Raw genomic sequence first — 23,557 nt, forward strand, 5'->3', positions numbered from 1 at the left:
GGTTCGCCCCAAGAGATATAACGGACAGCCGGAAATAGCTCCTAAAAAACCTGATTCTAAAAAGAACTATGTTAAACCCAGAATTCGCATTTGAAATCTACTACAACTATATTACTTCACCATTTTTATATTTTTTAGCGGAGTTCAGTGAATGAATTTCTTCTTCAAAATCAAGAACTTTTTTCACGAGTTCATATTTTTTGAGAGGAGTTCAAGATACGCTACGCTTGATTCTCCCATTTTTATATTCAAAATACAAAAGTAGTAGCTCATTGGTTTATATTTATACAGGTATTCGCTGAACGTTGTTTCCTTCTTCAAAAATAGTCCGTGAGCTCTTGCTTTTATTGAATAATTCAGTTTCGCTACGAAGTCTAATGTGGATTCTGGGTTACAACAAAACAGGCTTGCAAACAAATACAAACAAAAAAACCACCTAATTGCTTAGATGGTTTTCCTTTGAGCCGGCGGAGGGACTCGAACCCACGACCTGCTGATTACAAATCAGCTGCTCTAGCCGACTGAGCTACGCTGGCGTCTTATTTCGGGTGCAAATATAACTACATATTTCAATTTTACAAACAAATTCAGAAAGTTTCACAGGGCAAACGCATGAGTTTGAAAAAATAAAAATTAGAGCCACGAATTACACAAACTAACACAAATTAGAATCATAAATAGCACAAATCTGCCAAAGAAAGATAAGATTCGTATCATTTAAATTTTAGTATCACAAAATTAGTGCGTAATAGTGGCATTCGTGGCAAAAAAATAAATGATGTGTTTGCCCTGGAAAGTTTCAGAAGAGCATTAAGTTAGCAAGAAGGTACAAAAAAGAAAAAACCACCTAATTACTTAGATGGTTTTTCTTGAGAGCCGGCGGAGGGACTCGAACCCACGACCTGCTGATTACAAATCAGCTGCTCTAGCCGACTGAGCTACGCTGGCGTCTTATTTCGGGTGCAAATATAAGTCTGAATTTGAATTTTCCAAAACAAATTCAGACTTTTTTTTATTTACAATTCATTGATTTTAGCAATCAATTGATTTGCAGTTTGTTCTAACTCCAAATTAATTTGTTTGAAATGTGCTTTTTTGTTTTCCACATTTTTTTGGTTCACTTTACCAATCAAAGCATCAAAAGCAGCAATTGCTTCATCAATCAAAGCATTAGTTTCTTCGGTTGGTTTCCCAGTTGTAGTCAATTCATACAAGTAAACTGCTTCAATAATATCTCCTAATACGTAGTTGATGTCTTTCTTTAAATTCTTAACGTTTGCCATTTTTATTTAATTTATATAGTGTATTAAAATTTGCGTTTGCAAAAGTACATATAATCTTTCGAATACAAGCTATGAAATGTAAATTTCTAAAAGAGAAGCATTTCCGCTTAGGGTAAACGTCTGAAGCGCAGCAGGCATCAAAACCGTATCTCCAGTTTTATAGGTATACTCTTTTCCGTGAATTATGACGGAACAACCTCCTTCAACCACCATATATACCGTAAATGATGCGCCATTTTTGGTCACAGGAACCTCCCCTAGTAGCGGAATAAAGTTGGTGGTAAAGTAAGGACAATCCACCATAAGATTGGATTGATTTTCTATTTTGGAATAGTGTTGTTGTGTTTCTACCTTCTGATAATTGATGGCATCTAAAGCCAAGTCTACATGCAACTCTCTAGCATTACCTTGAGCATCCTTTCGATTAAAGTCAAATAATCGATAAGTAATGTCTGAGGTTTGTTGAATTTCGGCAATAACCAATCCTGCTCCAATTGCATGAACCGTTCCTGTTTCTAAAAAGAAGACATCCCCTTTTTGAACTTTTTTGGTATCTAGTATTGAAAGCAGCTCATTTTTTCCCAGCAGATCCAGATATTCCTTTGCATTTGAATCTTTTTTGAATCCAACGATCAATTTTGATTCTGGATCAGCTTGCATGACATACCACATTTCTGTCTTACCAAACGAGTTGTGTCTTTTTTGAGCCAAAGCATCATTGGGATGGACTTGTATCGACAAATCTTCACGGGCATCAAGGAATTTGAACAACAAAGGAAATTGTTTACCAAACTTTTCGAAGACCTTTTTGCCTACTACTTCTTCAGGATACTTTTCGATTATTTCTATTAAATTACGCCCCTTCAAATCGCCATTGGCCACTATACTACAATCGCCCTCAACTGCTGATAATTCCCAACTTTCTCCGGTAATTGGCGAAACTATCGGTTTGTTTAAAATTGCTTTTAATTTTTCGCCACCCCAAATACGTTCTTTAAGTATGGGTTCGAATTGTAGAGGATATAGATTGGTTTGCATTTCTTTTTTGACAAATATCGCTAATTCAAGAAGTTTGAATTGCTATTATTTTGTTATTTTATGATACTATTTTTTTGATAGCTTCAAGAGCTTTGGAAATATGTTTTCTTGCATTAATACTATTATCGAACATCCAAACAACTTTTCCTTGTTTATCAATTACATAAGTCACACGACCTGGAAGTATTCCTAATAAGCCTGACGGCACGCCAAAAAGCTTTCTAATTTTCTTATCTGGATCCGACAATAGTGTAAAAGGCAATTTGTATCGTTTTGCAAAAGTATCGTGCGAATCAACTGTATCGCTACTAATTCCAATGACTTCTGCCCCTAAATCTGTAAAATCTTGATATTGATCTCTAAAACCGCAAGCTTGTATGGTGCAACCTGGGGTATTGTCTTTGGGATAAAAATAAATTACTAAGGGTTTTTTACCAACATACTCTTTGGTGTCAAATTTTTCCCCATTAGTATTTAGGGCGGTAAAATGGGGCATTAAGTCTCCTAATTCAATTGGCATGAGTTACAATTTCTAAGCTAAATTTATTCTCCTTTGTAGGTTACAAAATTACGTGGGGTTTCGTAGAGTACTACTTCTAAATCAAGATCGGATTTTATTTTGGATCGGATTTTATTCCAAATTACAACCACAATATTTTCGGCGGTAGGATTAAGATTTTCAAATTCTGGAACATCTAAATTTAAATTTTTGTGGTCCATTTTCTCCTCCACTTCTGACTTGATAATGTCTGTCAAAAATTTCACATCCATAACATAACCTGTTTCTGGATCGATTTCTCCTGTCACACTTACAATCAACTCATAATTATGGCCATGAAAATTGGGATTATTACATTTTCCAAAGACTGCATCATTCTGTTCGAAAGTCCAATCTTTTCGATACAAACGATGTGCTGCATTAAAATGTGCTTTTCGAGAAAGGGTTACTCTCATAGGATGGTTTACATTTGGGATTACAGTTATATAGCGTGATCTTCAAGAAAATGGTAAAATTCATCGAAGATAATTTTAAACCAAACAGTATAGCTTTCTGGATGAATCAGCATGTCGTTTTTAACGTCTTCTATTTTCATCCATTTCCAATTTTCCACTTCTTCTGGATTTATTTTTGGAGTATCATTATAATATCCTACCATTACATGATCTAATTCATGTTCGGTTAAGCCGTTATCGAAAGGTGCTTTATAAACGAAATGAAACAGTTCTTTGATTTCTGTTGTAAATCCCATTTCTTCAAACAAGCGTCGATTACCCGCTTGAATATTGGTTTCGCCTTGACGTTGATGACTGCAACAGGTATTGGTCCAAAGCAAAGGAGAATGGTATTTGTGCTGTGCTCTTTGTTGTAGCATGATTTCTTTTTTATCATTTAAGATAAAAACTGAGAAAGCTCGGTGGAGCATTGCTTTTTGATGCGCTTCCAATTTGGGCATTAGACCGATGGGTTCGTCTAATTCGTTGACTAAGATAACTTTTTCTTCTTCCATAAATAATAATACTGGTCAAAAGTACAAAAATGATTAGAAAAATAGGTTACTTTAACAGGGCAAACGCATGAGTTTATAAAATAAAAATTAGCCACGTATTCCACAAACTAACACAAATAGAATATCATAAATAGCACAAATCTGCCAATGGAAGCTAAAATTCGTGTCATTCAAATTTTAGTATCACAAAGATTAGTGCGTAATAGTGTCATTGCTGGCGAAAAAATAAATGGTGCGTTTGCCCTAGTTACTTTAACGATGTCTTTCGTTTTGTTGAAACAATTGGGCTCTACTATCCGGCGGTGTTCCATCACTTCAGAAACGAATGGGAACTTTTGTATCTTTGAAGGACAAGGCGAAGTTCATAGAGTGGTGCGTTACTTTATAAATACTAGCCTTTTCAAAATGGTATTTTGCTAATTCGGTTCATTTTTAGTTATGGATCAAGAGATAAAAGAGGATCTAATAATTCAAATTTAAGAATTTTAAAAGCAATTTTGTTATATATAATTGTTGATATCATCAAACAAAAGTTAAAATTAATACAAAAACCAATCCTTGGTACTAGGTCAATATACAGATACTGTAGTTGTACTTTCCAATAGCAATCACTTTATAAAAGCATAAAAATGAAACAACAACTTCTCTTATTTATAGCCCTAAACAGCCTTCTTTTTCAGGCTTGTGGCCAAAGCCAACCATCGAAAGTAAAACCCTCTAAATCAACACTTATGAAAGAAGTACTTCACAAACCCGAAAATCCATATTATTCAAATACTGACACCAAAAAAGTTATCATCCCAAATGCTGAATGGAAAAAAATACTTTCACCAGATTTGTATGCGGTTGCTAGAGAAGCGGATACCGAAAGAGCCTTCACAGGAACTATGTGGAATTCAGAAACGAAAGGCACTTATTATTGTGCTGCTTGTGGCAACTTATTGTTCAAATCCAATCAAAAATTTGTAAGTAGTTGTGGTTGGCCGAGTTTTTTCGAACAAGACAACAAAGCAAGTATTACTTTCAAACCTGACAACTCTTATGGTATGCAGCGAATAGAAGCTAACTGTGGACGCTGTGATAGTCACTTGGGACACCTTTTTGATGATGGTCCAGCCCCTACAGGCAAACGCTACTGCATGAATGCTATTTCATTAGATTTTGTTCCCGATAACCAATAATATTGACTTATGAAACAACTATTTTTTCTTATCCTTTTATCTAGTGCTATCAGTGTAGCTCAAAAAAAAGTGGGCCCACCCTCTCCTTCTTCCTCTATAGACACTATTGTTTTGGCAGGAGGCTGCTATTGGTGTGTTGAAGCTGTTTATGAAAACCTAAAAGGGGTACAAAAAGTAGTATCTGGTTTTGCTGGAGGTACTGTAAAGAATCCCAGTTATGAAGCGGTTTCTTCAGGCACAACTGGTGCTGCAGAAGTTGTACAGATTACGTTTAATAAAAACGAAACCAGTTTGGATGAAATTTTCAAAGTGTTCTTTACTGTTCACGACCCCACTACATTGAATCGCCAAGGAGCTGATGTAGGAACACAATACCGTTCTGCCATATTTTATAAAAATGAAACTCAAAAAAAAGCAGGCCAACAAATCATTCAGGCGTTGACGAAGGCAAAAGTGTATGATTCCCCCATTGTAACAACACTAGAACCCTTAACCCAATTTTACAAAGCCAAAGATAGTCATCAGGACTATTACGAAAAAAACCAATCGCTTCCTTATTGTAAATTAGTGATTCAACCCAAATTAGAAAAATTTGAGAAAGTTTTCAAAAACCGCCTTAAATCAAAAAACTAATTAAAACCAATGTCTATACACATCAAAAGCCGAATTTATCGGCTTTTTTTTATGAGTTGAAGCAGTTCCTTTTTTACTATATTTGTTTTTAACCGAAAACCAAATTCATGAAAAAAGCAACAATTACTTCAAGCCTTTTGCTAATTGCATTGTGCAGTACTGCTCAAAATCAAACGTTAAAAACAAAAGTGGCTCAAAAAGCAGCTAGTTTAGAATCGAAAGTCGTTAGTTGGAGGCGAGAGTTGCATCAAAATCCAGAATTAGGCAATCGAGAGTTTAAAACTTCTGAAAAAGTTGCTGCACACTTACGTTCGTTGGGAATTGAAGTTCAAACAGGGGTAGCCAAAACTGGAGTTGTTGGTCTTCTAAAAGGCGGAAAACCAGGACCAGTTGTAGCACTTCGTGCCGATATGGATGCGCTCCCCGTAAAAGAACGCGTCAATTTGCCATTTGCCTCCAAAGTAACTGGAGAATATAACGGACAAGCTGTGGGCGTAATGCATGCTTGCGGTCATGATACCCATGTAGCTATGTTAATGGGAACTGCCGAAATTTTAGCCTCCATAAAAAATGAAATCAAAGGCACAGTAAAATTCATATTCCAACCAGCAGAAGAAGGGCCTCCAGAAGGCGAAGAAGGCGGCGCTGAGTTAATGGTACAAGAAGGTGTTTTGAATAACCCAAAAGTGGATGTTATTTTTGGCCTACATATTAATGCACAAACCGAAGTTGGTCAAATCAAATACCGTCCAAAAGGCACCATGGCGTCCTCCGATTGGTTTACCATTCAAGTCAATGGCAAGCAATCGCATGGCGCCTATCCTTGGCAATCTATCGATCCTATTGTTACCGCCTCACAAATTGTTCTGGGTTTACAAACTATCGTGAGTCGCAATGTCAATTTAACCGAAAACGCTGCTGTAGTGAGTGTGGGCCAAATCAATGCTGGGGTTCGAAGTAACATTATTCCTGAGTCGTTGACGCTGAGTGGTACGATTCGAACTTTGGATTCTAAAACCCAAGATTTTATTCATAGCAGAATCAAAACCATTGCCACCACTATAGCCGAAAGCGCAGGCGCGAGCTCAGAAGTTACCATTTCTAAAAAAACATTAATAACCTATAATGAGCCCTCGCTCACCGAACAAATGCTCCCTACTTTACAAGCAGCAGCAGGAAAAGAGAATGTTCATCTAACTGAGGCCGTTACTGGAGCCGAAGATTTCTCTTTTTATCAAGCTAAAATTCCGGGATTATTTTATTTTATTGGAGGAATGCCCAAAGGAAAAAAAGCCAGTGAAATGCCTTCCCATCATACCCCTGATTTTTATATAGACGAAGGAAGTTTTGTGTTGGGGATGACGAGTATGGCCAATTTGACGTTGGATTATATGGAAATGAGTACTAAAAAGAAATAATGCACATCCTATGAAAACCTACCTATTCGCTATTTATATCATTTGCAATTTTTTATTCGCAACAACCGTGATTGCTCAAGAAAAAAAAGTAGCGACTACTCCAAAAGCGCTGTTTGATGAAATTGCAGCTATGGACAAGGAACTTTTTGATGCCTTCAATGCAAAGGATATGGCAAAATTCAAATCCCTTTTTACCGAGGATTTAGAGTGGTTTCAAGACAATGGTGGCTTACTTTCTTATGCTGTTGTTTTTGAAAATTTTGAAAAAATGTTTCAAAACAAAAACAAACTCACCCGACAACTTGTAGAAGGAAGCCTTGCCGTACATCCTGTAAAAGAGTATGGAGCTATTGAAACGGGTACGCATCAGTTTCGTCATTTCGAAAATGGGAAAGAAGAAATCGGCACTTTTAAATTCTTAATGATTTGGAAAAACACAAAGGGTAAATGGCAAATTTCAAGAGTAGTCAGTTACGATCATTAATTTCTATAGGGCGTTCCACCATAAAAAAAAGAGGCCAACTCATACTGGTGGAGAGTCGCCTCTTTTTTTTATGCTGTTGGACTATCCGCTCCGCCTTGGCGGATTGCACCTAACCCTCACGCAAAATAATTTATTTTCTCAATACTTCAGCAATTTTCAAAGCACATTTCTCGCCATCAATCGCAGCTGAAATAATGCCGCCAGCATAACCCGCTCCTTCACCACAAGGATACAATCCTTTGATTTGAAGATGTTCTAACGTATAATTATCTCTTGGAATTCGAACTGGGGAAGAAGTTCTGGATTCGGGAGCGTGCAAAATCGCCTCATTAGTAGCATAGCCTTTCATCGATTTTCCGAATTCTAAAAATCCTTGACGCATGATTTGGGTTAAAAATCCCGGAAAAACTTGTCCCAATTCCACTGATGTTGTTCCAGGAACATAGGACGTTTTGGGAATATCGGAGGATGTTTTACTTTGGGTAAAATCCACTAAACGTTGTGCAGGCACTTTTTGCGTTTGTCCCGCCAATTGCCATGCTTTTTGTTCAATACTCTTTTGAAATTCCATTCCTGCCAAAGCACCAAATTGGGCAAAGGGTTTAAAATCCTCTAACTTCAATTCTACTACAATCCCAGAATTAGCCGTATGTTGATCTCTTTTAGAAGGTGACCAACCATTGGTAACCACCTCACCTGGACTTGTAGCGCAGGGTGCAATCACTCCTCCTGGACACATACAAAACGAATACATCCCTCGACCATTCACCTGTTTCACAATTGAATAAGGTGCTGGTGGTAAATGTTCCCCTCGATAATCACAACTGTATTGAATGCTATCGATTAAGGATTGAGGGTGTTCTGCTCGAACGCCTAGTGCAAAGGGTTTTGCCTCAATAAAAACTTTCTTTTTATCTAACAATTCGAAAATATCTCGCGCGGAATGACCCGTAGCTAAAATTATTTTATTGGCCGAAATGACGGTATCATTTTGAGTCGTTACCCCTTGCACTTCATTATTTTTAATAATAATATCCGTAACTCTGGTTTCAAACAGCACTTGCCCCCCACATTCGATGATTTTTTCTCTAATATCTTGAATGATTTGTGGTAATTTATTGGTTCCAATATGTGGATGAGCATCGACCAAAATATCAGGTGTTGCTCCAAAAGCGACCAATACTTCTAGTATTCTATTTACATCCCCTCTTTTTTTGGAGCGGGTGTATAATTTTCCATCTGAATAGGTTCCTGCTCCGCCTTCACCAAAACAATAATTCGAATCTTCGTTTACAATATGATCTCTGTTGATGGCTTTCAAATCCCTACGACGTCCACGAACATCTTTCCCGCGTTCGATAACTATTGGTTTCAAACCCAGTTCGATCAATTGAAGTGCTGCAAAAAGTCCAGCAGGTCCTGCACCTACCACAATTACTTCTTGGGCGTTCTCCACATTCTTGTAGTCAGGTAATTGTATTTTTTGTTCCAAAAAAGGTTCTCCTTTTAAGTAAACTGTCACTTTTAAATTGATTTTGACCGCTTTTTGGCGTGCATCTATGGATCGTTTTACAATAGTAACCTGCTGAATTTCTTTGACCGAAATGTGTAATTGTCGGGACAAATAATCATGGAGTAACGATTCGTTGGCAGCAACTTCGGGTGCAACTTGTATTAGGAGTTCTTTTGGCATAGTGCAAAGGTAAAAAAAGCCAAATGAATATTTTTGTTCTCGAGCATAGAAAACGAAAACATCGCTATTCTTTTACTGGTAAGTTTCTATTGGAAGATTTGCGAATGTGCAATTCAGGAGAGAGCACGATCATTTTTTCCATTTTAATGGTTTCTTTAGACTGTAACTGTTCTAAAAAGACACGAGCTGCCATTTTTCCCATTTCGAGAGGGGATTGATCCACAGAGGTGATGGACAATTCCATGAATTTAGTAAAGGGTTCGTTACTAAAACCCACCACGCAGATGTCTTTTGGAATTTCAAATCCTCTTTCTTTTAGTTCCTGAATAGCACCAAGAGCAGCAAAGTCACTAGAAGAAAAAATAGCATCAGGAAGAACAGCTAAACTCATCAATTTTCGCACAGCTTCACGTCCTTCTTCAAGATCACTATTCACTTCAATTACATAGTTTTCATCATATTCAAAATTATGATCTACTAACGCTTGTTTGTAACCCAAAAATCGGTTTTGAAAAATTTCAAAGGGCTGTTTTCTTGAAAAGTGTGCAATTTTTTTACACCCCTGATCTATTAGATGTTTTGTTGCAATATAACCTCCTCTAAAATCATTGATGGTCACACTGCTAACGCCTTCAAAATCTTTTTTTCGGTCAAAAAACACCAGCGGAACATGGCTTTCTAAAACTTTTAGAATAGAGTCATTATTATCCCCTTTCACATCTGTCAATGACATAATAATACCATCCACCTGAGTATCCAGAAGGGTAATTAAGTTTTCTTTTTCCTTGACAACGTCATCATGAGTTTGACAAATTACCACTTGATACCCTTGTGGTGATAATTCATCTTCGATACCTCGAATTGCTGAGGCGAAAAAATTAGAATCAATTCTTGGGACAATAACTCCAACTACATTGCTCCTTCCGCTTTTCAATGCTTGAGCCAATCGATTTTGTTTGTATCCCATTTGGGCAGCTGTTGCTAACACAAGCTCTTTAGTGCTTTCTTTTATTTTAGCATTATTATTCAAAGCTCTCGAAACTGTTGCAGCAGTAATGTTTAACTTTTCGGCGATATCGTATATAGTAACTTTATTTGGCATTGTAAGGAAATATAAGTGGGCAAATATAAAGAAACAACTCGTCAATTGTTACTACTGTTTCTTTTCAATTTAATTAAAGTCAAAAAAAATGCTATTATTTCATTTTAACTGCATTTTTAGCAACCGATTTATGAATAGTTGCGTTTTTAGACAAGTTAAAATTTGGCATCGTTTTCAGTTCAATGTTCTGGCACGCTTCGCCATCAATGGTCATCGCTTTTGTAGAATTTGCATTCATTTCGATTCCATTCAATGTCATGTTTTTTACATTATATATTGAAAAAATGGTTTCATCTTGAATATCCAATTTGAAATTATTCAATTTTAAATTGGAAGCATCTACAATAGTCACACCTTTTTTGGCTTTGGCTACTAGATTTGAAATTTCGATGGTGTTCAAATTCATTTCGGGTAATCCTTGTAAAAACAGTGCTTCATAGGCATCCGAAATAAAGACATTTTTAATAGAAATATTTTTAAACTGTGGTGTTTCTTCGTTCACTGGAGCGGCTTTGGCAGCAATTGAAGTGGTTCCTTCGGCAAGTTTCTCGGCAATTGATTTTCCGCCATAAAAAAGATCGAAAGAAATGGCTTGGGAAGGAATGTTTGTCATGAATACATCCGAAATATAGACATTTTCAACAATACCACCACGCCCTCGGGTACTTTTGAAACGCAAACCAACATCGGTTCCCATAAAAGTACAATTGGATACATGTATGTTTTTTACACCGCCAGACATTTCGCTACCCACAGTTACACCGCCATGACCATGATATACAATATTATTTTTAATAATTACATTTTCGCAGGCAACACCTCTATCTCTACCGTCTTTATCTTTACCTGATTTTACACAAATGGCATCATCTCCTACATCAAAACTTGAGTTTTCTACAATAACATTCTTGCAGGATTCCACATCCAAACCGTCTCCATTTTGAGAAAACCAAGGATTTCTAACGGAAATATTTCGGATAATCAAATCCTCAATCATAAAAGGGTGCAAACACCAGGCGGGTGAATTTTGGAACACAGGACCATCCAGCATTACTCTTTTACTGTTTTGAATACTTAACAAAACGGGGCGTAAAAAATCATGAATGGCTTCAAATTCTTCTTTGGTTTTCAAATCGTGACGCACATTTTGATCGGCATTATTAATTCCGGCCATGTATTGCTCTGAAGGATACCAAGTATCTTTTTTGGCGTTTAACACACCACCCGAAGCCACTAAATCTTTCCATTGAGTAGCTGTCATTTTTGATTTCTTCACATGACGCCAAGCCTCACCTGATCCGTCCCAAACACCTTTACCTGTAAAGGCCACATTTTCTAAATCTTTACCATAAATGGGAGAGATACAACGCCAAGTATCCAATCCTTCAAAACTAGTTTTTATAATTGGGTACCGTTTTTTATCGGTAGAAAACACAATCAAAGCTCCCGTTTGTGCGTGCAGTTCTAAATTGCTTTTTAATACAATTGGTCCTGTAAGCCAAACCCCAGGAGGGATCACCACTTTTCCACCTCCTTTTTTTGAAACAGCATCAATGGCGTCTTCAAAGGCTTTCGTATTGAGTACTTTTCCACCATTAACAGCACCAAAATCAACAATAGACACAACATGATCAGGAATTACAGGTTCCTTTACTTTATCCATTTTGAATTCAATATTTTCGTAGGTATCATAGGATTTTGCGAGTGTAGCTGATGCATTTTGTGAAAAGGAATGGCTAATGCAACACAACACTAAGCTTATTGTAAAAAAGGTATTAAATTTCATAGGAGTTTATTTGTTTGAAAATTGGTGAACTATTACTCATTTAACATTGCTATGAGGACACGCTTCATCAGTTATATTGTTAAAGCGATCCGTAGATTTGTCATCATTCACAAATGCTATTATTAAAATCTCTATAGGTATTTTAAAAAGACAACTACTAAAATCGCGCCTGTTTTAGACTAAAAAAAATCAATTTAAAATTGCAAACAACAGTTGAAAACAACATGCAATCGATTACAAAATTATTAAAATTACGAAACAAGTTAGCTTGTTTATATTTTATTTAACTAAATGCAATCTAAAATTTGGTTAACCTCAAACAGCAACATAACAAAAACGCCTATCGGAAAACATTTTTCTATTATTCAAGCACTACAACCAAACACAGCAAGTACACTATCAATACATTACAAAAACTACATATTCTACTTTCAAAACGATTTCAACACAAAAAACCTCGCACTCTAGAATGGGTTGCTACACAAACAATTAAATAAAAAGGCTAGTACCATAAAAAAATTAACAAAAAACAAGTGTGGAATTTAGGGTAACCCTAAAACAATGGCAAAAAATAAAAATCTCAATATCTGTAATAAATTACAAGATTCAATATCAAAAAAAACGAGATCAACTACAAAGGGTTTACAATCTCCTACTACAATGATTAAAAAGCGATTATATCCATAGTCCCAAATACTATATCGTTTCCTCTGAAACCTTAAATCTAAGTTAATTTTTATATAATTTCTACATACACCTATAGAGATATGTATAAAATCCATACATTTGTAATCGATTACATTATTGTAAAAAAAATACCCCCTATCTTTAATAAACACATAAATTAAAAAAAATGTCGAAAGAAGTTACATCCAATCAAAAATCCAGCAAGTACAGATGGACCATCTGTAGTTTATTATTTTTTGCAACTACAATAAATTATTTAGATCGACAAGTTTTGTCCTTAACCTGGAAAGATTTCATTGCACCAGAATTTCATTGGACCAATAATGATTATGGAAATATTACTGCTTTGTTTTCTATATTTTATGCTGTATCCATGTTATTTGCCGGGCGTTTTGTGGATTGGTTGGACACCAAAAAAGGATTTCTTTGGGCCATTGGTGTTTGGTCGGTTGGAGCCTGTTTGCATGCTTTTTGCGGCATTGCAACCTCAGGTATCGTAGCTGGAGAATGGTTTGTTGGATTTGAATCCTCGAAGGAAGTACTAAAAACCATCAATGATACCGGAATGGTCATTAATGTGAGTGTAACTTTATTTATATTTTCTCGTTTTGTATTGGCAGTGGGTGAAGCAGGAAACTTTCCGGCCGCCATTAAAACTACCGCCGAATATTTTCCAAAAAAAGACAGAGCATTGTCAACCAGTATCTTTAATGCAGGAGCTACTGTAGGTGCTTTAGCGGCTCCTATTTCTATACCCTTTATTGCGAAATCATTTGGTTGGGAAATGGCTTTTATCATTATTGGTGCCTTAGGATTTATATGGATGGGATTTTGGGTGTTTATGTATGAAAAACCAGAAAAAAACTCCAGAGTCAATGCCGCTGAATTGGCCTACATCCAACAAGACATGATTGCCGATAGCCAAATTGAGGGTTATGTTCCAGAAACTACAACTAAAATTTCGTTTATAGATTGTTTCAAATACAAACAAACATGGGCTTTTGCTTTTGGTAAATTCATGACCGATGGGGTTTGGTGGTTCTTCTTGTTTTGGACTCCTGCTTATTTGAGTTCTGTATATAAAATGGACTCTGCAGAGGCCGCTTTCCCCTTATTTGTATTGTACATCATTACCCTACTTTCTATCATTGGAGGGTGGTTACCAACGTATTTTGTAGATAAAAAAGGTATGAATCCTTACGAAGGGCGTATGCGCGCCATGCTGATTTTTGCCTTTTTCCCATTGTTAGCACTTGTAGCACAACCCTTAGGAAGCATTTCGTATTGGTTACCTGTTATCATTATTGGTATTGCAGGTGCGGCTCATCAAGCATGGTCTGCTAATATATTTACCACTGTGGGCGATATGTTCCCTAAAAAAGCCATTGCAACCATTACAGGTATTGGAGGTTTAGCGGGTGGAATTGGTTCAACGGTAATCAACAAAGGATCGGGTTTATTGTTTGATTATTCCGAAAAATCAGAAATGGTTTTCATGGGATTCAAAGGGATTGAAGCGGGTTATTTTATCATTTTCTCTATCTGTGCCGTTGCGTATTTAATTGGGTGGACAGTTATGAAAAGTTTGGTACCCAAATACGCTCCAATTACTGACTTATAGGTTCAAAAACAAAGCCTTATTCCTTTTTATTTTAAGCAAAAAAAGACACAAGAAATTAAAAAATAACGATTATGACAAATTTTGAATACAGATACGCTAGCCATCCTGCCGATGTAAAAAAATATGGCACGGATGAATTAAGAAAAGAGTTTTTAATTCAAAACTTATTTCAAGACAATCAAATCAATTTAACGTACTCTATGTATGATCGTTTTATTGTGGGCGGCATTAAACCTGTAAATCAGTCTTTACGATTAGAAACCATTCCTTATTTAAAATCCGAACATTTTTTGGATCGTAGAGAATTAGGAATCGTAAATGTTGGAGGAAAAGGAACGGTAACGGTTGACGGAACGGTTTATGAATTGGATTTCAAAGAAGCTTTGTATGTAGGCCAAGGATGCAAAGAAGTTCTTTTTGAAAGCACTTCCGAAAATAGTGCCTTATTCTATATCAACTCGGCTCCTGCGCATACTTCGTATCCCACCAAAAAAGTAGGTAGAGAAGATGCTGAAATCATACCATTAGGAGAAGAAAAATTGGCCAATAAACGCATACTCAACAAATTGATTGTGAACAGTATTGTACAAACTTGTCAATTACAAATGGGATTGACCGAATTGTTGCCAGGCAATGTTTGGAACACCATGCCCTCTCACACTCACAACCGCAGAATGGAAGCTTACTTTTATTTTGAAGTACAGGCACCACAAACGGTGTGTCATTTAATGGGCGAACCACAAAATACCCGTCACCTTTTTATGCAAAACAACGAGGCCGTAATTTCGCCAGAATGGTCGATCCACTCAGGAGTTGGCACTGCTAATTACTCTTTTGTATGGGGAATGGCAGGTGAAAACTTAGACTATTCGGATATGGATATTTGTGCGCCAAACGAATTAAGATAACAACACACTAAAAAAACATAAAAATAATGTCATTAAGTTTATTTGATTTAACAGGAAAAACAGCTTTGGTAACAGGTGCTGTTCACGGATTAGGAATGGCAATGGCCAAAGGATTAGGTCATGCTGGCGCCAAAATTGTAGTAAATGACCGTAACTCTTTAGAAGCCGTAAATGCTGCTGTTGCCGAATACAAATCGGTTGGTATTGATGCCTACGGGTATATTTTTGATGTAACTGATGAAAAAGCAGTCATCGAAAATATTACCAAAATTGAAGCCGAAGTGGGTCCCATTGATATTTTGATCAACAATGCGGGAATCATTAAAAGAGTTCCAATGATTGAGATGGAAGTGGAAGATTTTACTCAAGTCATTACTGTAGATTTAATTAGTCCATTTATCGTTTCAAAAGCCGTTGCCAAAGGAATGATAGCTCGTGGTGGCGGAAAAATCATCAACATTTGTTCGATGATGAGCGAATTGGGAAGAGATTCTGTAAGTGCTTATGCTGCAGCCAAAGGAGGCCTGAAAATGTTAACCAAAAACATGGCTACTGAGTGGGCGAAATTCAACATACAAACCAACGGGATAGGTCCTGGATATTTTGCCACAACTCAAACGGCACCTATTCGTGTTGACGGACATCCGTTTAACGATTTTATCATTAGCAGAACACCGGCAAATCGATGGGGAGAACCAGAAGATTTGCAAGGAGCCGCTGTTTTCTTGAGTTCCAAAGCCAGTGATTTTGTGAATGGTCATATTTTGTATGTAGATGGCGGCATATTAGCCACCATCGGAAAACCTTCTAACGAATAATTTATAGCATCATGATAATGAAATACCCTTTTATACACGACAATTTTATACTCGAAAACCAATTCTCAGAGGAATTGTATCATTCGTATGCCAGTAAAATGCCGATTATTGACTACCACTGTCACTTAAACCCAAAAAATATAGCCAAAGACACCATTTTCAATACCATTTCGGATGTGTGGATTAGTGGTGATCATTACAAATGGAGAGCCATGAGAACTCTTGGTATTGATGAAAACTTCATTACAGGGAATGCTTCTCCAGAAGAAAAATTCAGAAATTGGGCCAAAACCGTTCCTTACACTATGCGTAATCCATTGTACCATTGGACCCACTTAGAATTGGCGCGTTATTTTGACATTACTGAGTTACTCAAAGAATCCAATGCACAAGAAATTTACCAAGCTACAACGGCTATGGTAAATACACCCGAGTTTAGCACCCGCAATTTGTTGCGCAAAATGAATGTAGAAGTGGTCTGTACAACCGAAGATCCTATTGATACTTTAGAGTACCATCAACAAATTGCAAAAAACAGTTTTGCTACCAAAATAAGTACGTCTTTCCGTCCTGATAAAGCCATTGTCATCAGTTCGGACACTTACAATGAGTATATCGACAGTTTATCAAAAGCAGCCGAAATGACCATCGAAACGTATGACGATTTATGCGAAGCGTTACGCAAAAGAATTGTTTATTTTAATGAAAATGGCTGTAAAGTTTCGGATCATGGATTGAACCAAATTTCGTTTGAAAACTATACCGAAAGCGACCTTAGAACGATATTCTCTAAGAAAAGAAGCCATCAGATGCTTAGCGAAGAAGAAATCAACCAATTCCAATGTGGCTTGCTTATTTTCTTAGCAGAAACGTATCATGAAATGGGATGGGTTCAACAATACCATCTTGGTGCACTTCGCAACAACAACACCCGTATGCATACTATTTTGGGACCTGATACTGGATGGGATTCTATAGGTGATTATCCTCAAGCACAAAAGTTATCTCAATTCTTGAATGCCTTAGATACCAAAGATAAATTGACAAAAACCATTATTTACAATCTGAATCCTGCCGACAACGAAGTAATGGCAACCATGATTGGAAATTTTAATGATGGAACAATCAAAGGAAAAGTGCAATTTGGTTCTGGATGGTGGTTTTTGGACCAAAAAGACGGAATGACAAAACAGCTCAATGCCTTGTCCAACATGGGATTAATTAGCTGTTTTATTGGCATGTTAACCGATTCCAGAAGCTTTTTATCCTATCCACGTCACGAATATTTCAGACGCATTTTGTGCAACCTTTTGGGTGCAGAAATTGCAAAAGGCGAATTGCCAAACGACATGGAATGGATTGGTAAAATGGTTCAAGATATTTGCTACAATAACGCCAACGAATACTTTCAGTTTTAAAAAAAAACTCCCTTTTTTAACAATGAAGTTGAAAACAACAAGCATTTCTCGCTTGTTGCCCCTAAAATGACACTAAAAAAGGGAGTAATCTTATACCTTTTGTTTGTAAAAACAACGAATAAATTTGAAAAATAATGAAAAAATTAAATAGAGAAAATTTAGGGCTTACTACATTAAATCCTATAAAAGTAGTTCAGTTTGGAGAAGGCAACTTCTTAAGAGCATTTATTGATTATGCTTTTCAAGAACTGAATGACCACTTACAATTCAATGCAGGAATAGCAGTGGTACAACCTATCGAGAACGGAATGGTAAACTTATTGAATGAGCAAGATGGCTTGTATACCTTGTTTATGAAAGGGTTAACCAAAGGAACCGAAATTCAAGACAAAAAATTAATTACCAATTTAGTATCAGGCATTAACCCTTATACTAACTACAACGACTATTTGGCTTTAGCCAAAGAAGAAGAACTTCAATTTGTAATTTCAAACACTACCGAGTCAGGGATTGCCTATGTTGGTACAGATTTACCAAGCATGCAACCCCCAAGTTCGTATCCCGCAAAATTAACGGTGTTATTACACGAAAGATTCCAACATTTTAGTGGAAATCCAGAAAAAGGATTGACTATTATTCCATGTGAATTGATCAACTACAATGCCGACACTCTAAAAGAAATAATTTTAAAATATAGTGCCGATTGGAATTTGGGAGACACTTTTGTCAACTGGATCGAAAACAGCTGTACATTTCACAATACACTGGTTGACCGAATTGTACCAGGATATCCAAGAGCCGAAATTGAGCAATACAACCAACAATTAGACTATAGCGACAATTTAATTGTTTCTGCCGAAAGCTTTTTCCTTTGGGTAATTGAAGGTGGCGATGCTTTGAAAGCAAAATTACCTTTCCATAAAACCAATTTAGATGTAAAAATTGTGGCTGACATGCAACCGTATCGTACCCGAAAAGTACGTATTCTAAACGGTGCACATACGGCCATGGTACCCTTTTCACTTATGTATGGTAACGAAACGGTAAAAGAAACGGTAGACAATGCTTTTACGGGAAGTTTTATCAACAAAGCCATTTTTGACGAAATCAACGAAACCATTGCAATGGACAAAACGGAACTGGATGCCTTTGCTGAAGATATTTTAGACCGTTTTAGAAACCCATTCATCAAACACAATTTATCGACTATTGCGTTAAACTCGATTTCAAAATTCAAAGTTCGCGTTTTACCAAGCATTACTGGATATGTGGCAAAATTTGGAAAAGTACCTACGCATTTGACCTTTGCATTTGCTTGTTTGATTCGTTTTTACCAAGGCACCTTCAACGGAAAAGCACTTCCCGTAGATGACAGTTTGGAAATTACAGAGGCTTTCCAATCCATTTGGAGCTCAAACAATACCGCTATTGTGGTAGAACAAACCTTAGCAAATACTGATTTTTGGGAGGAAGATTTGAATCAAATTCCAGGTTTGGCTACTGCATTGGTGCGTGCGCTAAATGCCATCGAAGAACATGGCATTGAAAAAGGACTATCAGCTTTTATTCAATAAATCACTTAAGGCAAACGCTTGAGTTTATAAAATAAAAATTTGCCCCGTAGTACACAAACTAACACAAATTAGAATATCATAAATAGCACAAATCTGCCAATGAACACTAAAATTCGTGTCATTCAAATTTTAGTATCACAAAGATTAGTGCATAATAGTGTCATTCGTGGCAAAAAAATAAATGGTGTGTTTGCCCTGATAAATCACTGAAAATTCTCATCGAAAAAAATATCAAAATGCAAAAGAAATTAATAAAAGTTCATCCAACAGACAATGTAGCCGTGGCCTTGGTCAACTTGGTCGCTGGCGAAGTCATCCCTTTTGAAGGCGAAAACATCACCATTGAGAAGGATGTAACCATGAAGCACAAAATTGCTTTGTATCCTTTTGAAGAAGGAGAAAAAATCATGATGTATGGTGTTTTGGTTGGAAAAGCGAGCGCCCCCATTGCAAAAGGTGGGTTATTATCTACTGAAAATGTAAAACATCAAAGTGCCAAGGTAACCGCTAAAACAGACACAATAGGTTGGACTAAGCCCAATGTTGACAAATGGAAAGACCGTACATTTATGGGATACCATAGAGAAGACGGGCAAGTAGGTACTGAAAATGTTTGGTTGTTTTTCCCTTTGGTATTTTGCGAAAACCGAAATATTGAAATCTTAAAAGAGATCTTCGAAAAGGAATTATTGAAACCAAAAGCAATGGATTATCAATTGCTATTGCGCTCTTTAGTGAATGCCGAAAACGGGAAAGACGAAAGCAACGAGAACAGTAGTGAAGCGGAACTTTTCAATAACGTAACCGTTAAATTCATCACGCACCAAGGGGGTTGCGGAGGTATTCGTCAGGATGCCCAATCGTTAGCAAAACTATTGGCAGGGTATGTAAACAATCCCAACGTGGCTGGAGCAACCGTGTTGAGTTTGGGTTGTCAAAACTTACAAATCTCTATTTTCAAAGAAGCCTTGGCTGCGATCAATCCTACGAGTCAAAAACCCGTTTTGATCTACGACCAACAGTCTATAGGTACGATCGAAACCATGATGAATAGTGTGGTGAAAGATTCCTTTGCAGCCATAAAAGAAGCCAACAAAATTGAGCGTACACCAGCTCCCCTTTCCAAATTAAAAATTGGATTGGAATGTGGCGGTTCGGACGGATTCTCTGGAATTTCGGCTAATCCGACACTTGGAGTTACCTCTGATTTAGTCACTGCTTTAGGAGGAACCACTATTTTATCCGAATTTCCAGAATTGTGTGGGGTGGAACAAGAATTGGTCAACCGTTGCGTAAACGAGCAAGACGGTGAACGCTTTTTGAAATTGATGCAATGGTATGAAAAATCAGTAGTAGATGCTGGGTCTGGATTTGACATGAATCCGTCACCAGGAAACATCAAAGACGGTTTAATTACCGATGCGATGAAATCTGCTGGAGCTGCCAAAAAAGGAGGAACCTCCCCTATTGTTGGCGTTTTTGATTATGGAGAATACATCAACGACCCAGGATTGCATTTGCTATGTACTCCAGGAAATGATGTAGAATGTACCACAGCAATGGTGGGGTCTGGTGCCAATATGGTCGTATTTACTACCGGCTTGGGAACCCCGACAGGAAACCCTATTGCACCGGTTGTAAAAGTGTCTTCGAACACCCAATTGTACCAAAAAATGCCGGATATTATTGATTTTAACACTGGAAGTATTATTACTGGAGAAAAATCATTAGAGGAATTGGGAGAGGAAATGCTAGAATTCCTGATAAAAGTAGCCAGTGGAGAAGTAAAAACCAAAGCGGCACTGCTAAATCAAAACGACTTTATTCCATGGAAAAGAGGCGTTTCGCTATAATTTAGGTTTATCTGTCCTCAAAAGCATAAACCCTTTTGAATTCATTAGGATTACCTACATGAACAATTAATCAACTACAAGTCCGATCCAAAGTCGGGCTTGTTTTTTTTACCCCATTTCCTAATTTCAACAGCATGTTGCTTCAAAATTTGATTTTTCTAACAGGGCAAACGCAGCATTTATTTCTTCGCCACACATAGCAGCTTGGCTACCTTTGTTTACCGCTGATTCGCTGATTTTCAAAGATTAAAAAGTGTTAGATAGGATGACAACTTGGTAAATTTGCGACTTTGCGAGAAATAAAATGACACAGATTACACAGATTAACACAAATTTCAAGAAAGTGGAAAATCGTTGATGGCAACTTGGCTACCTTTGTTTACCGCTGATTCGCTGATTTTCAAAGATTAAAATGTGTTTGATAGGATGACAACTTGGTGAATTTGCGACTTTGCGAGAAAATAAAATGACACAGATTACACAAATTAACACAAATTTCAAGAAAGTGGAAAATCGTTGATTCTGGGTTTAACTTTCTTTGGCAGATTTGTGCTTGTTATGCTATTCTAATTTGTGTTAGTTTGTGTACTATGTGGCTAATTTTTATTTTAGAAACTCATTCGTTTGCCCTGGTAATTGCTCCCCCTATTTTTTGCTTCAAAAATAAATTTCTAGAGACGACTTCGATTGCCTTTGATGGCTCAGTGAGCAACAGTGGCACACTCTAAAACCTGATCCAACAAAAAAAACAATACTTGTAAGAACTGCATCTTTTTTTTTACACAAACACCATCACAACTCTAGACGCTAACTCACTATTTAGTAACCTATTACCCCTTAAAAAAAACTTAAAAATTACATTTGTATAGTAAGATGTTGTAAAAAATGACATTTCCTATTGCTGCAAAAACTGAATTATCGATTACAATCTTTAAAATATTATGAAATTCAACAATATTTAATGCCAAATTAACAATTCATTAATATAAGATGTATATTTTTTATATTTTTTCAAAAATAATCGTTCTTATTTTTGATTACAAATGAAATTATTTTGTATTTTCGTGTAATCGATTACATAAAAACTATGACCTCTTTTAACATCATTTTAATAAGACATTCAAAAAGCACCTTGCTGATGCTTTTTTTCATGTTCGTTACGATATCGTATTCGCAAAATAAGGATTGGGATCAAAAAGAGAGCATTCTAAAGGGAATAACAGTACCCACCTTCAAAAATGCAACTTATACAATTCTTAACTATGGTGCTGTTGGAGATGGAGTACAAGACAATACCAATGCATTTAAAGCAGCCATAAAAGCATGTTCTAAAAATGGTGGCGGTACCGTTTTGGTTCCCAAGGGAAAATTCTATACTACCCCCATCCATTTAGAAGACAATATCAACCTTCATATAAGTGAAGGGGCCGAAATAATCTTCAGCACCAATCCTGAAGATTTCCCAATAGTACATACCTCTTTTGAAGGAACAGAATTAATGAACTATTCGCCATTGATTTATGCTTATGGTAAAAAAAATATCGCGATTACTGGCAAAGGAGTCTTAAATGGTCAAGCCAGCAAAAGCAATTGGTGGGGATGGTGTGGTAAAGAAACCTACGGCTGGACAAAAGGAACGCCCAGTCAAAACGACAAAACGAATCGCTTTCGATTGGTGGCGTTAGCAGAACAAAACATCCCAGTTAAGGAACGAATATTTGGGAAAGGCGGGTATCTAAGACCCAATTTTATTCAGTTTTTTGAATGCAACACGGCTTTAATTGAGGGAATCACTATCATTAATGCCCCGTTTTGGGTACTGCATCCCATCAAATCACAAAATGTAATCATTGATGGTGTCACTATAGACAGTCACGGTCCTAACAACGATGGTTGCGATCCTGAATACTCCAAAAATGTTTGGATCAAAAACAGCACTTTCAATACTGGCGATGATTGTATCGCTATTAAATCCGGTCGTGATGCTGATGGTCGTAGAGTCGCTTTGGCCAGTGAAAACATAGTAATTGAAAACTGCAAAATGATTGACGGGCATGGCGGAGTAGTGATTGGAAGTGAAATTTCAGGTGGCGTGCATCATGTCTTTGTAGAAAATTGCGAAATGAACAGCCCCAATCTTGATCGGGCCATTCGCATCAAAACCAACACAGACCGAGGCGGAATAACAGAAAACATCTTTGTTCGAAACCTTAAAGTGGGACAAGTAAAAGAGGCCTTTTTAAAACTCAACATGAAATATTCGATCTATGAAGGCGATCAATCAGGAAAATACATGCCCACTATTCGGAATGTGTTTATTGAAAATGTTACGGTAGAAAATGGTGGAAAATTTGGCATACTGGCCGATGGTTATGAAGCATCCCCCATTCAAAACATCAGCTTAACGAATGTTACCATTGATCATGCGCAACAAAACTATTCATTAAAAAACGTAAAAAATATAATCTTTACTAACACAACAATAAATGGGGTACAAATCAAAAATTAACAACTAATAAAAAAAACAATTCAACAATTTAAATTTTAAAACA

20 protein-coding genes and 2 tRNA genes are annotated in these 23,557 nt (G+C 36.7%); 12 read left to right on the plus strand and 10 right to left on the minus strand.

Features of this window, described 5'->3' with window-relative positions; translation table 11 throughout:
* Nucleotides 1–462 precede the first annotated feature (462 nt).
* The 7 genes from ACSVH5_RS10580 to idi all read right to left on the minus strand — a co-directional run bounded on the left by ACSVH5_RS10580 (nt 463) and on the right by idi (nt 3,829).
* Nucleotides 463–536: transfer RNA gene (locus ACSVH5_RS10580), tRNA-Thr, on the minus strand.
* 338 nt (nt 537–874) lie between these two features.
* Nucleotides 875–948: transfer RNA gene (locus ACSVH5_RS10585), tRNA-Thr, on the minus strand.
* 68 nt (nt 949–1,016) lie between these two features.
* Entirely contained in the window at nt 1,017–1,283 is a 267-nt protein-coding gene (locus ACSVH5_RS10590) for a hypothetical protein (RefSeq protein ID WP_438061408.1), read from the minus strand.
* A gap of 69 nt (nt 1,284–1,352) precedes the next feature.
* Complete coding sequence (locus tag ACSVH5_RS10595; protein ID WP_438061409.1) at nt 1,353–2,321, minus strand: type I phosphomannose isomerase catalytic subunit; 969 nt, start codon at nt 2,319–2,321, stop codon at nt 1,353–1,355.
* Between the two features lie 58 nt (nt 2,322–2,379).
* Nucleotides 2,380–2,841, minus strand: a complete 462-nt coding sequence (locus tag ACSVH5_RS10600; RefSeq protein WP_438061410.1) for a peroxiredoxin — start codon at nt 2,839–2,841, stop codon at nt 2,380–2,382.
* 23 nt (nt 2,842–2,864) lie between these two features.
* A complete protein-coding gene (locus ACSVH5_RS10605) occupies nt 2,865–3,275 on the minus strand; it encodes a 6-pyruvoyl trahydropterin synthase family protein (protein WP_438061411.1) in 411 nt (136 codons plus the stop codon).
* A 26-nt stretch (nt 3,276–3,301) separates the two neighbouring features.
* On the minus strand, nt 3,302–3,829 hold the full coding sequence (idi, locus tag ACSVH5_RS10610; RefSeq protein ID WP_438061412.1) for an isopentenyl-diphosphate Delta-isomerase: 528 nt from the start codon (nt 3,827–3,829) through the stop codon (nt 3,302–3,304).
* Between the two features lie 147 nt (nt 3,830–3,976).
* Here idi and ACSVH5_RS10615 point away from each other — a divergent pair, with 147 nt between their 5' ends.
* The 5 genes from ACSVH5_RS10615 to ACSVH5_RS10635 all read left to right on the plus strand — a co-directional run bounded on the left by ACSVH5_RS10615 (nt 3,977) and on the right by ACSVH5_RS10635 (nt 7,545).
* A complete protein-coding gene (locus tag ACSVH5_RS10615) occupies nt 3,977–4,249 on the plus strand; it encodes a hypothetical protein (protein ID WP_438061413.1) in 273 nt (90 codons plus the stop codon).
* Between the two features lie 209 nt (nt 4,250–4,458).
* On the plus strand, nt 4,459–5,010 hold the full coding sequence (gene msrB / locus ACSVH5_RS10620; RefSeq protein WP_438061414.1) for a peptide-methionine (R)-S-oxide reductase MsrB: 552 nt from the start codon (nt 4,459–4,461) through the stop codon (nt 5,008–5,010).
* 9 nt (nt 5,011–5,019) lie between these two features.
* Entirely contained in the window at nt 5,020–5,643 is a 624-nt protein-coding gene (gene msrA / locus ACSVH5_RS10625) for a peptide-methionine (S)-S-oxide reductase MsrA (RefSeq protein ID WP_438061415.1), read from the plus strand.
* Nucleotides 5,644–5,750: 107 nt separating this feature from the next.
* Entirely contained in the window at nt 5,751–7,061 is a 1,311-nt protein-coding gene (locus tag ACSVH5_RS10630; RefSeq protein ID WP_438061416.1) for an amidohydrolase, read from the plus strand.
* A gap of 10 nt (nt 7,062–7,071) precedes the next feature.
* Nucleotides 7,072–7,545 (plus strand): nuclear transport factor 2 family protein, encoded by a 474-nt coding sequence (locus tag ACSVH5_RS10635; RefSeq protein WP_438061417.1) that lies wholly within the window; start codon nt 7,072–7,074, stop codon nt 7,543–7,545.
* A gap of 130 nt (nt 7,546–7,675) precedes the next feature.
* Here ACSVH5_RS10635 and ACSVH5_RS10640 read toward each other — a convergent pair whose 3' ends face one another.
* From ACSVH5_RS10640 to ACSVH5_RS10650, 3 genes are all read right to left on the minus strand, one after another.
* Nucleotides 7,676–9,238, minus strand: a complete 1,563-nt coding sequence (locus tag ACSVH5_RS10640) for an NAD(P)/FAD-dependent oxidoreductase (RefSeq protein WP_438061418.1) — start codon at nt 9,236–9,238, stop codon at nt 7,676–7,678.
* A gap of 64 nt (nt 9,239–9,302) precedes the next feature.
* Nucleotides 9,303–10,340 (minus strand): LacI family DNA-binding transcriptional regulator, encoded by a 1,038-nt coding sequence (locus tag ACSVH5_RS10645; RefSeq protein WP_438061419.1) that lies wholly within the window; start codon nt 10,338–10,340, stop codon nt 9,303–9,305.
* Between the two features lie 94 nt (nt 10,341–10,434).
* The gene (locus ACSVH5_RS10650; RefSeq protein ID WP_438061420.1) at nt 10,435–12,126 is read right to left on the minus strand and encodes a glycoside hydrolase family 28 protein; all 1,692 of its coding nucleotides are present in this window, start codon (nt 12,124–12,126) and stop codon (nt 10,435–10,437) included.
* 853 nt (nt 12,127–12,979) lie between these two features.
* On the opposite strand from ACSVH5_RS10650, the gene ACSVH5_RS10655 reads away from it, so the two are divergent.
* The 7 genes from ACSVH5_RS10655 to ACSVH5_RS10685 all read left to right on the plus strand — a co-directional run bounded on the left by ACSVH5_RS10655 (nt 12,980) and on the right by ACSVH5_RS10685 (nt 23,514).
* Nucleotides 12,980–14,434: an MFS transporter gene (locus ACSVH5_RS10655; protein WP_438061421.1), complete on the plus strand. Its 1,455-nt coding sequence runs from the start codon at nt 12,980–12,982 to the stop codon at nt 14,432–14,434.
* Between the two features lie 71 nt (nt 14,435–14,505).
* Nucleotides 14,506–15,342, plus strand: a complete 837-nt coding sequence (kduI, locus tag ACSVH5_RS10660) for a 5-dehydro-4-deoxy-D-glucuronate isomerase (protein ID WP_438061422.1) — start codon at nt 14,506–14,508, stop codon at nt 15,340–15,342.
* A gap of 26 nt (nt 15,343–15,368) precedes the next feature.
* Complete coding sequence (locus tag ACSVH5_RS10665) at nt 15,369–16,160, plus strand: gluconate 5-dehydrogenase (protein WP_438061423.1); 792 nt, start codon at nt 15,369–15,371, stop codon at nt 16,158–16,160.
* Between the two features lie 17 nt (nt 16,161–16,177).
* Nucleotides 16,178–17,578 carry a glucuronate isomerase gene (gene uxaC, locus ACSVH5_RS10670; protein ID WP_438061604.1) on the plus strand — a complete coding sequence of 467 codons (1,401 nt, stop codon included), beginning with the start codon at nt 16,178–16,180 and terminating at the stop codon, nt 17,576–17,578.
* Nucleotides 17,579–17,712: 134 nt separating this feature from the next.
* Entirely contained in the window at nt 17,713–19,152 is a 1,440-nt protein-coding gene (locus ACSVH5_RS10675) for a tagaturonate reductase (protein WP_438061424.1), read from the plus strand.
* A gap of 236 nt (nt 19,153–19,388) precedes the next feature.
* On the plus strand, nt 19,389–21,005 hold the full coding sequence (locus tag ACSVH5_RS10680; RefSeq protein WP_438061425.1) for a UxaA family hydrolase: 1,617 nt from the start codon (nt 19,389–19,391) through the stop codon (nt 21,003–21,005).
* Between the two features lie 1,087 nt (nt 21,006–22,092).
* Entirely contained in the window at nt 22,093–23,514 is a 1,422-nt protein-coding gene (locus tag ACSVH5_RS10685; protein WP_438061426.1) for a glycoside hydrolase family 28 protein, read from the plus strand.
* Nucleotides 23,515–23,557: the final 43 nt, after the last annotated feature.

The organism is Flavobacterium sp. RSSA_27, assembly GCF_051547125.1.
Lineage (GTDB): Bacteria > Bacteroidota > Bacteroidia > Flavobacteriales > Flavobacteriaceae > Flavobacterium.